This window comes from Chitinophaga sp. (assembly GCF_039596155.1).
Classification (GTDB): Bacteria; Bacteroidota; Bacteroidia; order Chitinophagales; family Chitinophagaceae; genus Chitinophaga.
Map to the genome: position 1 here is coordinate 47807 of NZ_JBCNKF010000026.1, position 17237 is coordinate 65043.

A 17237-nucleotide genomic window follows, 5' to 3' on the forward strand; every position below is an offset into this window, starting at 1 on the left:
AACCTTCCGGGTAATTTATTGAATAAAGTACTCGGGAGGGTTGAACTGTGAGGAGGGATTTGGCATTTTTTGTACGTGGAACGCGTATTTCCCATTTCAAATGGGGTAATAGTAAGTAAGTTTAAGCTATAACAATGGAAACATGCCATGCCAATCAGTGAGAAAATCTGAGCGACATCAGTGGAAGGACTGCTCACCGTCAGTTATCTGGAAAAAATATCTGGTGAACTTTACCTTATGAACACTACGACGTTGCACCACTTCCATATCCCAGTTCTCGGCCTGGGGTATACCATCGACACACCAGCCAAAGTGGCGAGATTCGGGATCTCGTCCGTCATATCGATTACCGACGATGTTGTGATAGAGAGCATGCGGGCACATTATTCAAAACTCTTAGATCATCCTTACCAACCTATCAGCGAGCGCGCAGAAGATTACCGGGCCAGAAGAATCACAGGTTACCTTGACCTGATCCACGAAATGGTGGAACGACAGATGACCACATTACGCGCATTACCTTTCTTTGAAGATAACGAACTGAGTAAATACTTCGAACTGCTACCTGATGATGTTCCTTTAAAAAAATTGTACCTGAAAATGCTGGAGGGTGAACCTGTAGACCAGGATTACCTGCGTAGCCAGTTGGTACCAGGGGCCATTGATGTGAACATTATGTGTAAGGTAGATAACCTGCGTACGGATGCGAACGGGGACCTGCTTCCTGAAAAGTATTCCGATGCCATTGCAGCGCTGAGAGGCTTTGCTGCCAGTAAACTGAGCAGCTCTGTGGTACTGTCTGCCGGATACAATCCCCGCTTGTATAATTATGTTGAGCAACTGGCAGATTTTCTTCCGGACGAACAGGGCCAGCTGAAGAAAAAGATTATTTTGAAAGTGAGCGATTACCGCTCTGCATTGATACAAGGTAAACTTTTTGCCAAAAAAGGGATCTGGATCTCTGAATTCAGGATCGAATCCGGGCTGAATTGTGGCGGACATGCCTTTGCCACCGACGGTTTACTACTTGGACCTATCCTGGAAGAATTCAGAACCAGGAGAGCGGATCTGGCCGCTGAATTATTTGCGCTGTGCAGTGCAGTAAGAAACTATCCCGTACAACCACCACAACTGATCACCGTACAGGGTGGTATCGGTACCGCGCATGAACAGGAATTCCTTTTAGAATATTATGCGATGGATGCTACAGGCTGGGGTAGCCCATTCCTGTTGGTACCCGAAGCTACTAACGTGGATGCTGAAACACTTCAGCAACTGGCTACTGCCAAACAGGAGGATTATTATGTAAGTGATGCGTCTCCACTGGGCGTACCTTTTAATAATCTACGCAATACTTCATCCGAAAGACAGCGGGAAAACAGAATTGCGAAAAACAGGCCGGGTAGCCCTTGTTACAAAAAGTTCCTGGTAACAGATACACAGTTTACACAAACACCTATTTGTACTGCATCAAGGGAGTATCAAAATCTGAAGATTAAAGAACTGGATGCACAAAACCTGAGTGACGAAGCATATAAAGAGGCGTTTGAAAAAATAGTGGTAAAAGATTGTCTCTGTGAGGGATTGACCAGTTCTGTACTGATCAATAATCACCTGCCATTAAATCACAACCTGTCAGCAGTCACTATTTGTCCGGGGCCAAACCTGGCATACTTTTCAGGTACGTTCTCGCTGACTGAAATGGTGAATCATATTTATGGCAGGGTAAATATTCTGAATAAACTGTACCGTCCGAACATGTTTATCAATGAGCTGCATCTCTATATAGATTACTTTAAAAAGAAACTGGCGACCAGCAGCTCATTGACAGCACAGCAGGCAAAATCTTTACAAACATTCAAGAAGAACCTGCTGAGTGGTATTGAATACTATAAACAATTGGCAGAGCAACTGAAGAAGGAAAGCAATGAATACATTGCACAGATGCGGGCAGAACTGGATAACGCGGTGATGATGCTGAACATGCCCAGTCTTAATCCCTGCCCGACAGTATAATACACAGGCAGGCAAAATATGTGCGCCGCCGTTCATGCAGCGAGACATCTGTATGCTTTAAGGAGGCATGTACAGGTATACAAGGTATTCATGATACTGGTTAGCTTACTATTCAATACGCATTGCCAGCAGGGCATTTCTGGAACTTTCTATAAAGGAAGTGTCTGCATCGGGGGAACGTTTTTCAAATAAGAGTGTTAGCGTCCGTCCTTTTCTAAGCGTTGAGGCCTCCACCGTTTGCAGATAGAAAGAGTCCTGCTGGTATTTACTTCCGTAGATGTAAAATTGATTCCCATTGATATTCATCATGGTATCAATAAGTAGTTGTTCATGTTTTGAAAATAGCTGGTGAATTGAAGCCGCCGTATCATAGCTTTTATCGACAGACAAATAAACTGTGAGTCTGTCGCTGTTATTCAGAGACATTGTCCTGGGCTGGTATCGATACAACAGATAGTCTTTTCCCATTTCATAATGGACAAAGGAGAATGCTGTATCATACTGCGGCGGCAAATTAATAGTGATAACACCTATACTATCTCCTAAGGGGATTTTTCTGCCTTCCGGCAGGAAAGAAGATTGTTTGCATGCAAGGGCTATGCAAAAAGGCATCACGAACATGTAAGTTTTCATAGGTTAGGATGTAAATTATACCATTGCGCAAAAATATTTTTGTGCAGTGTCTACCTTAAAAATAACGTATTTTTTGCAGGTCCTGGTATGTTTTTAAGGCCAGCGATTGTCAAAAAATACATATTTTTCTATACCATCCATGCGTTTTCAGACGTTCCTTTCTTAAAAACTTATTTTCCAACAAATTGCAATTCTATACATTTTGTTAAAACTTTTTTGGAATTCAAAAAATAGTTATAACCTTTGTATGGTAATAATATTTACAATGTACAAGCAACCCGCAAATTGCAACTTTCGTAATCTGCACGACCTAATCAACACGATCTTTAATACTTCCCCACCAGTATTTTAATCCAACTTTCAACGACAATTACGATCGCGTTCGCGCACTCATTCACAGGTATCGGGACATACCTGATATGGATTCCTTTTTCTTATACTTAAATACATAAACCAACAACTTTTATGCAAACAACTGATGTAATCAGGTGGCTGATGCTGCTTGGCATCCCCGTACTATGCCTTGTATTGTACCGTTTCATTCTCCGCGTATTCTTTGGCCTTGTGATTGTACCCGAAGATAAGATAGGTCTCGTCACCAAGAAGTTCGTACTAATGGGTAAACAGGAACTCCCTGAAGGCCGTATTATGGCCACTGACGGAGAAGCTGGTTTTCAGGCCCAGACACTTGCCCCGGGTGTTTATTTCTGGAAATGGTTCTGGCAGTATGACGTTACTTTCCAATCGTTCACTGTGATCCCTACAGGTAAGATCGGACTGGTATTAGCAAAAGATGGAGCTGAGCTGCAACCCGGTGCTATCCTGGCACGGCGCGTAGATTGCGATGCATTCCAGAATGCAGAAGCATTCCTGAAAAATGGTGGTCAGAAAGGTCGTCAGACTGCGATCATGACTCCTGGTTCTTATCGTATCAACACTTATATCTTTGAAATCGAAATCACTGATATGGTGAATGTGCCTGACAATGCGGTGGGTATTGTCACTACACTCGAAGGTAAAGCCATTGAATACGGACAGATCGCAGGTAAGATCATCGAAGGTCACCGAAACTTCCAGGATGCAGATGCATTCCTTGAAAAAGGTGGCTACAAAGGTTTACAGGAACAGGTGATCCTCTCCGGTTCGTACTTTATGAACCCCTGGTTTGCCAAAGTAGAGATGCGAACCATGACTGAAATTCCTATCAGCCATGTAGGTGTGGTCATCTCTTATGTTGGTAATGAAGGTGAAGACCTGAGTGGTACTGACTTCAAGCACGGTAATATTGTAGGCAAGAACTACAAAGGTGTATGGGCAGAACCGTTGGGCCCTGGTAAGTATCCTATCAATACTTACATCATGAAGGTGGAATATGTGCCTACTACCAACCTGGTACTGAACTGGGCAAGTGCCCGCAGCGAGGCACACCAGCTGGATAAAAATCTTTCTACGATCACGGTACGTAGTAAGGATGGTTTTACCTTCAACCTGGACGTGGCACAGATCATTCACATCCCGGCTTCCGAAGCACCTAAAGTAATTGCCCGCTTTGGTAACATGAGCAACCTGGTGACCCAGGTACTTGAACCTACCATTGGTAACTACTTCCGCAACTCAGCGCAGGATGCTGATGTAATCGACTTCCTGAAGAGCCGTAAAGAAAGGCAGGAATCTGCGAAACTACACATCGGCCGTGTACTGGAACAATACAATGTATTCGGTGTAGATACACTGATCGGTGACATTGTTCCTCCGGAAAGCCTGATGAAAACACTGACCGATCGTAAGATCGCAGAAGAACAAAAGGTTACCTATGATACGCAGATGCGTGCACAGGAAACCAGGCAGGCACTGGAAAAGGAGACAGCTATCGCAGAGATCCAGAAAGATATCGTAAAAGCAGACCAGGGTGTACTTATTGCTGAAAGAATCGCCGATGCGGCTGTTAAGAAAGCGACTGGTGATGCGAACAGTGTACGCCTGCAGGCCAATGCAGAAGCAGATCGTATGAAACTGCTGGCAAGTGGCGAGGCCGAAAAAGTAAGAGTGCTGGCAAAAGCGGAAGCAGAGAGAACAGAGTTAACAGCAAGAGCAGAAGCTGAAAAAATATCCTTAACAGGTAATGCGGAAGCTGAGAAGATCCTCGCCATTGGTAAATCAAGTGCTGAATCTTATAAGCTGGCGGTGGAAGCGATGGGTGGTAACAACTTCACTCAATTAAAAGTGATGGAAGCGATCGGTGAGCAGCATATCAAGATTATGCCTGACATCCTGATCGGTGGTGGCGGCGATGGCAATAACGGTCCAATCAGTGGGCTGCTGGGTCTGAAGCTGCTGGAGCAATTAGGTGAAAAGAATAATCCACAACCTAAAGCATAAACCGGCCTGCATCCTGTGTTATCCCTATCCTTTACCACGAGGCTGTCTCAAGTATATTGAGCAGCCTCTTTTCTTTGAGGATACCAGGTGTGTTGTGTAGGTTTTTATCCCACAATCAAATGGTTTAATCACATTTAAAATTTGGTGCAATCCGGCTAACCTAATATTGCCTTATCAAAATTGCACCGACATGAAGTCCTTCTTAATATCCGCCCTTGTTTTCTGCGGCCTGTCATTGTCTGCACAGGATTTCCAGCTATTGAACGGTAATATCCTGATGGCAAAGAATGGTAAAGTTGTGAACAGTCTTTCTTATGGCTATGCCGATTTTCCTTCACGCACACCTAATACAACAAAGACACCATTTAACCTTGCTTCTATATCAAAAGTATTTACAGCGACCGCCATTCTACAGCTGATGGAAAAGGGGAAGTTGCAATTGGATGAACCTTTCCAGACCTACTTCCCTGATTTTCCATATCCTGACATTACGATCAGGCACTTACTCTCACATACTTCCGGACTGCCGGACCTGGAGTTGTTTGAGCCACTTATTAAAGAATACCCGGATACAATTATATCCAGTCATATTCTGATTGACCAGTTGAAAACATCTCACCGGGTGCTGGCCTTTAAGCCAGGTGATGAATTTCGCTATTGTAATAATGGGTATGTATTATTAAGTCTGCTGGTGGAAAAGATAGGGGAGGAGCCATTTGAAGACTATCTGAAAAAAAACATTTTCAGGCCGGCGCGCATGTATGAAACATTTCTTTACGATCCCACACAAAAAAAATTACCAACACAGGTCAGCAAGCATGTCTATGAAAGCTTTGCGATAGATACCTTGTCAAGAGTATGCGATTCAAAAAGATACAGGTATACCGATTATAACAACGATGCCGCTACAGGTGCATCTAATATCATCACGACAGTCAATGACATGTTGTTATTTGATAGGGCCATCTTTGGGTTCAAACTACTTAAACCGGCTACCTTACAATTGGCCATTACACCGGTTAAGTTGAATAATGGTACATTCTTCTCCGAAAAAAGAATGGATACTATGGAGGGAACAGGAGAGGGTTCTTATGGGTTAGGTTGGGAATTATTTGACCAACCCGGCTATGGCAAGGGCGTGGGACACGGTGGATTTCAATTTGGGTTAGCCACCTTCTACTATCACAACCTCGATAAAAACCAAACCATTGTTGGCTTTGACAATACCGCGGGACCTTCTTTTGGTACTGTAGTCACCAATGCATTGCATGTACTGAACAATGAGCCACCCCTGCAATATGAGCATAAAAAATCACTGGTCAGAATCTATGTAACCACATTAATTAAAGAAGGTGCGGATGCTGCTGCTACTCAACTCACCTTGCTGAAATCAGATACTGCGCATTACTACCTGAGTGAGTGGGAAATGAATAAGGCAGGGTATGAGCAGCTGTATGATTACTACCGCATAGATGCAGCCCTGGAGATCTTCAAACTCAACTGCCTGCTTTTTCCACTTAGCTACAATACCTACGATAGCTATGGGGAGGCGTTGAATAGAGCTGGTAAAAAAAAAAGAGGCAATCGCACTCTACGAACATTCCATTCTGATCAATCCGAATAATAAAGGTGGCATTAAAGCCCTCAGTAAAATTAAATCCCGTTAATAATTTATCACTCTGGGAGAAGATTAAATCACTTTAAAAATTATTATAAAACTAACCCCTTTACTTGTTATTTTTAGGATCCACAATTCAGATAAATGAATGATTGTCAATAAATTTAACAGGTAACGATGAAGATCAGACAACGAATTATCATGCTTGGGGTACTGGTGCTGGCCATTGGTCAGGCTGGCGCACAGACCTACAAAAATGCCAAAGCACCAGTTGAAGCCAGGGTAAAGGATCTACTGCAAAGGATGACACTGGAAGAAAAAGTTGGGCAGCTGAACACACTGCTCGGCTGGCCAATGTATGAGAAGAAGGGGGATGCTGTTGGTATCAGTGCAACATTTAAGGAAGAAATTTCAAAAAGACATATCGGTAGTTTTTGGGCTACACTCAGAGCCGATCCATGGACACAGAAGACCCTGGAAACAGGTCTGAGTCCACGCCAGAGTGCAGAAGTCACCAATGCGATGCAGAAATATATGATGGAAAATACCCGCCTGGGTATTCCATTGATCCTGGCAGAAGAATGTCCTCATGGACATATGGCAATTGGTACAACCGTATTCTCTACCAGCATTGGGCAGGCAAGCACCTGGGACCCTGCGCTGATCCAGGAAATGGCCAGTGCTATTGCGGCTGAAGCACGTGTACAGGGTGCGCATATTGGTTATGGGCCTGTACTGGACCTGGTGCGTGAACCAAGATGGTCCAGGCTGGAAGAAACTTATGGTGAGGACCCTTACCTGATCGGGCAGATGGGCATTGCGATGGTAAAAGGTTTCCAGGGTAGTAGTCTTACCAGTGGTAAAAATATCATTTCTACCCTGAAGCACTTTACAGCCTATGGTTCACCTGAGGGTGGACATAATGGCGGCATTGCGCTGACGGGCCCCCGTGATTTGTATATGTCTTACCTGCCTCCGTTCAAAGAAGCGATTAAGGCAGGTGCTTTATCTATCATGGCTTCTTACAACTCCATCGATGGCATTCCCTGCAGTGCCAACGCTTTCCTGCTGAAAGATGTACTGGTGAAAGAGTGGGGTTTCAAAGGATATACTGTATCTGATCTGCATGGTATTCCAAGCATGAATACCAATCATCGCGTAGCGGCTGATATGGAACAGGCAGCCACTATGAGTATCAATGCCGGTCTGGATAATGATCTGGGCGGAGCCGCTTATGGTGATGCACTCATAAAAGCAGTAAAAGATAAACTGGTGACGATGGCCACAATTGATTCCGCCGTCGCACATGTACTGCGTGTAAAATTCAAAATGGGGCTATTTGAAAATCCATATGTAGATCCGGCAGCTGTGGAGAAAGTGGTAGCGACTCCTGCGCACATTGCGTTGTCTAAAAAAGTAGCGCTGGAATCTATTGTATTACTGAAGAATGAAAACAACCTGCTGCCACTGAGTAAGAATATTAAGCATCTCGCTGTAATAGGGCCGAATGCAGACAATATCTACAACCAGCTGGGGGATTATACCGCTCCGCAGCCAGAAGAGAAAATTGTGACGGTTTTAGAGGGTATTAAAGCGAAGCTAGGTGCAGGCACCCATGTCAGCTATGTAAAAGGCTGTGCAATTCGTGATACTGCCAACGATAATATTGCGGCTGCGGTAGCTGCTGCAAAAGATGCTGATGCGGTAGTACTGGTACTGGGAGGTTCCAGTGCCCGGGATTTCAAGACGTCTTATCAGGCAACCGGAGCGGCTGAAGTAAAGTCAGGCGAGAGCGCTGTGAGTGATATGGAAAGTGGTGAGGGCTATGACAGGGTAAGCCTGGATCTGATGGGATTACAGAGTAAACTCATGAAAAGCCTGGCCGCTACAGGCAAACCGGTTGTACTCGTGTTGATCGAAGGCCGCCCATTGAATATTACATGGGCCGCTGATAATATTCCTGCGATCGTAAATGCGTGGTATCCTGGTCAGGAAGGGGGCCATGCGGTGGCAGATGTATTGTTTGGCGATTATAACCCTGCTGGTCGTTTGCCGGTATCAATTCCTAAGTCTGTAGGTCAGCTGCCGGTGTACTATAACTATAAGAATGCAAGCCGTCATGACTATGTGGAAATGACGGCTAAGCCACAATATAGCTTTGGTTATGGCCTGAGTTATACCACTTTTGGTTATGATCATCTGCAGGTACAGGTGAATGGGAAGAAGGTAGCGGTGAAATTTACGGTGAAGAATACCGGCACAGTGGAGGGAGACGAAGTTGCGCAGCTGTACGTACGGGATGACTACAGTTCTGTAGTGACGGCTAATGAGCAGCTGAAGCGTTTCCAGCGTGTGCATCTGAAAGCTGGTGAATCAAAGGAAATCAGTTTTGAATTGAATCCGGAAGATCTACAGTTGCTGAACGTGCAGAATAAGTGGGTGGTAGAGCCGGGAACATTTAGTGTGATGGTGGGAGGAAGCAGTGATGATGTGAAGCTGACTGATAGTTTTACTATTAAATAACACATCCAACATCTTTAGCCTTTGGTAAAAGATGTTGGATGTAGAAAGGGTCGCTGGCGCTGAGTCATCAATTATAGCACCGGTGTCAGCGGCTCTTTATGTTTAACGGGTATTCCGATTATAAATGTAGCCCCTTGCTCCAATTGGCCGGAAGCCGTAATAAATCCATTGTGTTGTTCCATGATCTTCTTACAGATCGACAGCCCGATTCCCGTGCCCTCTATCTCATGGTAGCTATGCAGCCGTTTGAATACAATGAAGATATCCTCTGCATACTGACTCTCAAATCCAATCCCATTATCAGTAATAAAGATCTTATACAACTGCCTGTTCTCATCTTCCGGCGCTTCCTTTTGTGCATAAATATGTACAGAAGGCGCCACATCCTTTTTCCTGAATTTGAGTGCATTGCTGATCAGATTATAAAACAACTGGCGCATCAGCGTAGGGATCACTTGTATAGAGGGTAACGGATCAATCTTAATCACCGCATTGTTCTGCTGGATTTTTATCTCCAGTTCATTCAGTGCGTCTTTAACAATTTCATTCAGGTCGGAGTCAACAAAGTCTCCTCCCTGTATAGAATGACGGGAGAAACGGAGTAAGTCGCTCACAAGTTGCTGCATGCGAATAGTGGCATTCGTAATTTTCATTACATACCTGTTCACTTCTTCGTTACTGCTTTTCTTTTGAATGATCATATCACTAAACACCCTGATCTTGCGGAGTGGTTCCTGCAAATCGTGTGATGCGATATAGGCGAACCTGTCCAGCTCAGCATTCACCGCTTTCAGGTGAATATTGTTTTGCATCAGTTGCTTGTTAAGCTCTAATACTCTTCGCTCTGAGGCTTCTCTTTCTTCTATTTCCTTCTGAAGGGAAGCGTTTGTATTCAGTAGTTTTTGTTCCTGTGCGATGAGTGATTGTGTCTTCCTGTACAATTCAACGAACAGTCCTACCTTGATACGCAACAGCTCCGGGTTAATTGGCTTATAGATAAAGTCGACAGCACCTGCCTTATAGCCTTTAAAGATCACTTCTTCTTCGTGGCTATGTGCGGTGATGAATATGATCGGAATATCCTTTAGCTTCTCGCGCTGATAGATGAATGCGGCTGTTTCAAAGCCATTCATATCAGGCATTTGTACGTCCATCAGGATAAGGGAGAAATCGAATTCCCTGAGCAGGATCTTCAATGCAGCCCGCCCCGAATTTGCCTTGACGATAGTGTAGCTTTCCCTTTCCAGTATGGATTCTATTGACAAAAGATTATCCGCCCGGTCGTCAACTACTAATATTTTTATGACATCGTGGTGCTGCACCTATTCAATTTTTTCAGGTTGAATATACATTAATAATTTTAGCGATATAGAAGGTTTTATATTAACGGTATAACCATACTCTCATCAAAGATAACAGCTGATCTATTTTCAATGGTTTCGTGATATAATCAGATGCGCCGGCTTCCAGGCACTTCTCTCTATCTCCCTTCATTGCCTTTGCAGTCACCGCTATAATCGGCAATGCACTGTTCTTATGTTCCCTACGTATCTTCTGCATTGTTTCATATCCATCCATCTCCGGCATCATAATATCCATCAGTACAATATCGATCTGATTATTTTCACTCAGAATGCTCATTGCTTCTTTTCCACTCTCTGCCGTAATGGTATTAATATGAAAACGCTCAAAAGCTGTAGTCAGTGCAAACAGGTTACGCACATCATCATCCACCACCAGTACATTTTTATGGATCAGCACATCTTTCTGAGAACGGAGATCTTCTATCAGCTTTTTCTTTTCAGGCAGTAAGGACTGATGGTTCAGGTGCAATTGCATGATCGTTTCTTCCAGCAACAGATCCAGCGAGTTAACCCCCTTCAGCAATATTTTATTGGCATACTGCTTCAGTTTGGATTTTTCAGTATTGCTAAAATCACGTGCAGAATAAACAATTACCGGTGTTGCATTGTACCGGTTCACGGTATTCAATCCTGCCACAAAATCGGCACCATCTATATCCGGCAACATGTAATCTGCTATGATACAATCATAGGTATTTTGATTAATCGCGTCAAGAGCCGATTTACCGTTGTCTACGAACTCCATTTCTATGAGGTCTCCATTATCAAGAATGCGAGCTATCTGGGATGCATCCGGCTCATTATCTTCTACGACCAGTACCTTCTTGGTCTTGCGCTCATGCTGATCGATGATATTACTGAAGAGGACATGCAAGGCCTCTGACTTCAATGGTTTCAGACTGAAGCTACGTGCTCCCCGGTGCATAGCCAGTAACCTGTTTTCCTCACCTGAGATGAGGTGAATAGGGATATGCCGGAGATTGATATCGTTCTTGAAAAGGTCCAGTACCCTCCATCCGCTGGCATCCGGCAGCTTCACATCCAGTGTTACGGCGATCGGATTGAACTTATTTGTAAGATCAAATACTTCTCCGAAGCTGGTCGCCACGACTACTTTCAGTCGCATTTCATGGGCTTTTTCCTGCATGATTTTCGCAAAGCGCACATCGTCTTCCACAATCAATACCACCCTGTCCGTATCCATGATATGAGTTCTGTCGTCACCAATTTCGTTGATGATCTCGTTCAATCCTTCCAGGTCTTTGGTTTCACTTACCGTACGGCTTGGTATCATCGGCGGTTCATATGGCTGTGGCATGGTGTATTCGCCTACAGTCAGACTGCTTTGTTTCTCTTTCCGGATCACCGATGGGTTATAATCCAACGGCAGGAAGAGGGTGAAGGTGCTACCCTGACCGGCTTCACTCATCAATTCAATAGAACCGCCTAACAGGTCTGCCAGACCACGGCTGATGCTCAGTCCCAGACCGGTACCGCCATACTTACGGCTGGTGGAACCTTCTGCCTGCTGGAAGGCTTCAAAGATGATGTTCTGCTTATCTTTGGAAATACCGATACCTGTATCCCTGATTTCAAACGCCACTACTTTGGAGGCACTATCCAGGCTGTCATTCTGTTGTTTCCAGTTATGACGTGCTTCGTAAATACGGAGCCTTACCTCACCTTTTTCAGTAAACTTAAATGCATTGGAAAGGAGGTTCTTCAGGATCTGGTTCAGGCGTTGTACGTCAGTTTCCAGTGTTTGTGGCAACTGATCGTCCATTTCAATTCTGAAACGCAGGTTTTTGCTTTCAGAGATATGTTTGAAGGTAGTTTCCACGAATCCGATCACTTCGTTGAAGCGAACCTTTATAAAGTCTGTAGAGATATAACCAGATTCAATCTTAGACAGATCGAGGATATCGTTGATCAATTGAATCAGGTCATCTCCACAACTATGGATGGTCTTCGCATAGCGAACCTGTTTTTCATTCAGGTTACCGTCATGGTTTTCGTATAACTGCTGTGCCAGGATGAGCAATGAGTTCAGCGGGGTACGCAGCTCATGCGACATATTGGCCAGGAATTCTGATTTGTATTTAGAAGTCAGCTGCAGCTGTTCTGCTTTTTCTTCCAGAGAACGACGGGCTTCTTCCACCTCTTTGTTTTTGTCTTCCACTTCGTCCTTTTGTTTCACCAGCAGGTGGGCTTTATCCTGCAGCTCTTCATTGGTTCGTCTCAGCTCATCTGCCAGGGATTGTGACTGTGCCAGCAGGTCTTCTGTACGGGAGTTGGCTTCGATGGTGTTCAATACGATACCAATTGATTCCGTGAGCTGGCTCAGGAAGTCAAGGTGTGTTTCCCCGAAGGCATCGAAGCTGGCCAGTTCAATGACCGCCTTGATCTCTTTTTCAAAGAGCACGGGTAGTACGATCAGGTTCATCGGTGCTGCCTCTCCTAAACCGGAGCTGATCTTAATATAATTAGAAGGCACATTGGTGAGCAGGATACGTTCTTTGTCAAGTGCTACCTGTCCAACCAAGCCCTGTCCCAGTGAGAATTCGCGGCTGATGCTTTCTTCTTCGCCGTAGGCATAGGAAGCGAACAATTTCAGTTTAGGGTTCTCCAGGTTCTCTTCCTGTTCAAGTATGTAGAACATACCTTTTTGTGCGCGTACCACGCGGGCAAGTTCTGAGAGAATGCGGCGGGTTACCGTATTGAGGTCTTTCTGACCTTGCAGCATCTGCGTGAATTGCGCCAGGTTAGATTTCAGCCAGTCCTGTTCCTGGTTACGCAGGGTCGTTTGTTTCAGGTTGGCGATCATCTGGTTGATGGTATCTTTCAATTCTTCCACCTCACCTTTTGCTTCCACCCGGATCATCTGGGTCAGGTCACCTTTCGTTACCGCGGAGGCCACCGCGCTGATAGCACGTACCTGTGTGGTCAGGTTTTCTGCCAGCTGGTTTACGTTTTCAGTCAGGTTCTTCCAGATACCAGATGCGCCTGGTACACTTGCCTGCCCACCCAGTCGCCCTTCTACCCCTACTTCGCGGGCCACGGTAGTTACCTGGTCAGCAAAGAGAGCGAGGGTATCGATCATTTCATTGATGGTATCAGTCAGCTGAGCCACCTCGCCGCGCGATACGATAGAGAGTTTCTGCTTCAGGTTACCGGTTGCTACGGCGGTTACTACTTTCGCGATACCACGTACCTGGTTTGTCAGGTTAGAGGCCATCATGTTTACAGAGTCGGTAAGGTCTTTCCAGGTACCCCCCACGCCCTGTACTTCGGCCTGACCGCCGAGCTTACCTTCGGTACCTACTTCACGTGCCACACGGGTTACCTCTACAGAGAAGGAGTTCAGCTGGTCCACCATCGTGTTGATGGTATTTTTCAGATCAAGGATTTCTCCTTTTACGTCGATCGTTACTTTTTTGGTAAGGTCACCTGAAGCAACGGCTTTCGTTACTTCGGCGATGTTACGCACCTGCGAGGTCAGGTTACCGGTCATCTGGTTTACGGAGTCTGTCAGATCTTTCCAGGTACCGGCTACACCCGGTACGAATGCCTGACCACCCAGTTTACCATCAGTACCCACTTCGCGGGCCACACGGGTTACCTCAGAAGCAAAGGCGCGGAGCTGATCCACCATTGTGTTGAGGGTTTCTTTCAGCTGAAGAATTTCTCCGCGTACATCCACCGTGATCTTGCGGCTCATATCTCCGTTTGCCACGGCGATGGCCACATCAGCGATATTACGTACCTGAGCAGTCAGGTTACCGGCCATCTGGTTTACGGAGTCGGTCAAATCCTTCCAGGTACCGCCTACACCAGGTACGTTTGCCTGACCACCCAGTTTACCTTCCGTACCTACCTCGCGGGCCACACGGGTTACCTCAGAGGCAAAGGCACGGAGCTGTTCCACCATCGTATTGATGGTATTTTTCAGTTCAAGGATCTCTCCTTTTACATCTACTTCAATTTTACGGGAAAGGTCTCCATTCGCTACTGCAGTTGTTACTTCTGCGATGTTACGTACCTGAGAGGTCAGGTTGGAGGCCATGATATTTACAGAGTCAGTTAAGTCTTTCCACAAACCTTCTACGCCTGGTACATCTGCCTGACCACCCAGTTTACCTTCGGAACCTACTTCACGGGCAACCCTGAATACTTCGCTACCAAATGCGTTCAGCTGATCCACCATCGTGTTGATAGTATTTTTCAGCTCCAGGATCTCTCCTTTTACGTCCACGGTAATCTTGCGGGAGAGGTCACCTTTTGCCACGGCAGTGGTTACTTCGGCGATGTTACGTACCTGTGCTGTCAGGTTAGATCCCATTTGGTTCACCGATTCTGTGAGGTCTTTCCAGGTACCACCCACGCCCTGTACTTTTGCCTGGCCACCGAGTTTACCTTCAGTACCTACTTCCAGTGCCACACGGGTTACCTCGGAGGCGAAGGAGTTCAGCTGATCCACCATTGTATTGATGGTCTTTTTCAGTTCAAGGATTTCTCCTGCCACATCCACGGTGATCTTTTTCGAAAGGTCTCCATTAGCCACAGCCGTGGTTACTTCGGCGATGTTACGTACCTGCCCTGTCAGGTTAGAAGCCATCTGGTTTACAGAGTCGGTGAGATCTTTCCAGGTACCACCCACACCCTGTACTTTTGCCTGGCCACCGAGTTTACCTTCAGTACCTACTTCCAGTGCCACACGGGTTACTTCGGAGGCGAAGGAGTTCAGCTGGTCCACCATCGTGTTGATAGTGTTTTTCAGTTCAAGGATCTCTCCTTTTACGTCTACGGTGATTTTACGGGAAAGGTCACCTTTTGCCACGGCAGTGGTTACTTCGGCGATATTACGTACCTGTGCTGTCAGGTTAGAACCCATCTGGTTCACAGATTCCGTGAGGTCTTTCCACACACCATCTACCCCTTTTACAGTTGCCAGACCTCCCAGCTTTCCTTCGGAACCTACTTCACGCGCCACGCGCGTTACCTCGGCAGAGAAGGAGTTCAGCTGGTCCACCATCGTATTGATGGTATTTTTCAGTTCAAGGATTTCGCCTTTTACATCTACTGTGATTTTGCGGGAGAGGTCTCCTCTCGCAACGGCGGTAGTTACTTCGGCGATGTTTCTCACCTGGCCGGTAAGGTTAGAAGCCATCTGGTTTACAGAGTCGGTAAGGTCTTTCCAGGTACCGGCTACTCCTTTTACTTCGGCCTGACCACCCAGTTTACCATCTGTACCTACCTCACGTGCCACACGGGTCACCTCGGAGGAGAAGGAGTTCAGCTGGTCCACCATGGTGTTGATGGTATCTTTTAGTTCAAGGATTTCCCCCTGAACGTCTACAGTGATTTTTTTAGAGAGGTCGCCTTTCGCCACGGCAGTGGTTACTTCAGCGATGTTACGCACCTGGTCTGTCAGGTTACCTGCCATCTGGTTTACAGAGTCTGTAAGATCTTTCCACACCCCGGCTACATCTTTCACCTTGGCCTGACCACCCAGTTTACCTTCAGAGCCTACTTCACGGGCAACGCGCGTTACCTCGAGGGTAAAGAGGTTCAATTGTTTTACCATGCCATTTACCTCTGTGGCAATACGGGCAAATTCCCCCTGCAGCACATGATCCTCAATTTGTAAGGGCATTTCCTGTGAGAGATTACCTTTTGCCACAGAGCTGATTACATGGGCGATTTCGATGGTAGGATGCACCAGATCAGAGATCAGGTTGTTGATGGAGACTTCTGCCATATTCCACGAGCCTCTGGCTGTGCGGGGCATTTGTACCCTGTGATTCAGCTTCCCCATTTTCCCGATAGTATTCCGGGCCAGCATGAGCTCTTCCACCAATGTTTCGTTGAGGGCAATAATATCGTTGACAGTGTCACAGATCTTTCCGCTTAACCCAATATTATCTGCCGGCATCCGTACAGTGAAATTACCATTCTTCACTTCGGAAAGGACCTGCAATAACTGGCGCATATCCAGTTCATCTACGACACTATCGGCCGCATGATTGTACATTTTCGGGGAAGACTGTGGAGTGTTTTCCACATCAGTAGAAGGCAAGGGTGTGGCGTCAGAATTATTCTTCCGGGTGTTCATGCTGCAAGTATTAGCGACTTTATGCTTATATATTCTGAAAAATCTATCTTTAATGCGTGACCAGTCAATGATTTAAAAAGAAAACAAGGTTTGTTCTAGGTAATCATACATTGTATGCTTTGAAATGGTAATTTAGCGTTACATAAACATTAAACATTACGAAAAGATGCAATTTTCAGGCCATTCGAACCGGCTTATCCTGCTAGCTGAAGATGATATTGATGATCAGGAATTACTAGAAAATGCATTCAGTGAAATAGATCCTACCTGGCAACTGGTATGTATCCCTAACGGCAGAAAATTCGTTAAATACCTGGAAAGTATTGAAGACAAAGCACTTCCTGCTTTAATGATCCTGGACTATAACATTCCGGAACTGACAGGAGTAGAGATTGTAGAGGAACTCAATGACCAGTCGCGCTATCTCGGCATTCCTAAGATCATCTGGAGTACATCCAGCTCTCCGGTTTTTAAAGCTCGTAGTATTGAGCTGGGTGTAGTTGATTATATCACGAAACCCAGTGACCTGGCTTCTTTTTTAACTATTGCTAAATATATGTTGTCCTTTGTGAAAGAATCATAAGATCGTATT

At 45.5% G+C, this 17237-nt stretch carries 8 protein-coding genes; 5 read left to right on the plus strand and 3 right to left on the minus strand.

All coding sequences use genetic code 11. From position 1 onward, the window contains the following. Window positions 1–237 precede the first annotated feature (237 nt). Window positions 238–2016, plus strand: coding sequence for a hypothetical protein (locus ABDW33_RS22725; protein WP_343692396.1), 1779 nt, complete (start codon window positions 238–240; stop codon window positions 2014–2016). Between the two features lie 108 nt (window positions 2017–2124). Here ABDW33_RS22725 and ABDW33_RS22730 read toward each other — a convergent pair whose 3' ends face one another. Further along, on the minus strand, window positions 2125–2649 hold the full coding sequence (locus tag ABDW33_RS22730) for a hypothetical protein (protein WP_343692397.1): 525 nt from the start codon (window positions 2647–2649) through the stop codon (window positions 2125–2127). A 465-nt stretch (window positions 2650–3114) separates the two neighbouring features. On the opposite strand from ABDW33_RS22730, the gene ABDW33_RS22735 reads away from it, so the two are divergent. From ABDW33_RS22735 to ABDW33_RS22745, 3 genes are all read left to right on the plus strand, one after another. Beyond that, window positions 3115–5028: an SPFH domain-containing protein gene (locus ABDW33_RS22735; protein ID WP_343692398.1), complete on the plus strand. Its 1914-nt coding sequence runs from the start codon at window positions 3115–3117 to the stop codon at window positions 5026–5028. Window positions 5029–5218: 190 nt separating this feature from the next. Beyond that, entirely contained in the window at window positions 5219–6652 is a 1434-nt protein-coding gene (locus tag ABDW33_RS22740) for a serine hydrolase (RefSeq protein ID WP_343692399.1), read from the plus strand. Between the two features lie 171 nt (window positions 6653–6823). Next, window positions 6824–9169, plus strand: a complete 2346-nt coding sequence (locus ABDW33_RS22745) for a glycoside hydrolase family 3 N-terminal domain-containing protein (protein ID WP_343692400.1) — start codon at window positions 6824–6826, stop codon at window positions 9167–9169. Between the two features lie 71 nt (window positions 9170–9240). Here the strand turns inward: ABDW33_RS22745 and ABDW33_RS22750 are convergent, their stop codons facing one another. Further along, entirely contained in the window at window positions 9241–10491 is a 1251-nt protein-coding gene (locus tag ABDW33_RS22750) for a response regulator (RefSeq protein ID WP_343692401.1), read from the minus strand. Between the two features lie 61 nt (window positions 10492–10552). Next, a complete protein-coding gene (locus ABDW33_RS22755) occupies window positions 10553–16645 on the minus strand; it encodes a HAMP domain-containing protein (RefSeq protein ID WP_343692402.1) in 6093 nt (2030 codons plus the stop codon). Window positions 16646–16811: 166 nt separating this feature from the next. Between ABDW33_RS22755 and ABDW33_RS22760 the strand changes: the two genes are divergently transcribed. Beyond that, window positions 16812–17228 carry a response regulator gene (locus tag ABDW33_RS22760; RefSeq protein WP_343692403.1) on the plus strand — a complete coding sequence of 139 codons (417 nt, stop codon included), beginning with the start codon at window positions 16812–16814 and terminating at the stop codon, window positions 17226–17228. Window positions 17229–17237 lie beyond the last annotated feature (9 nt).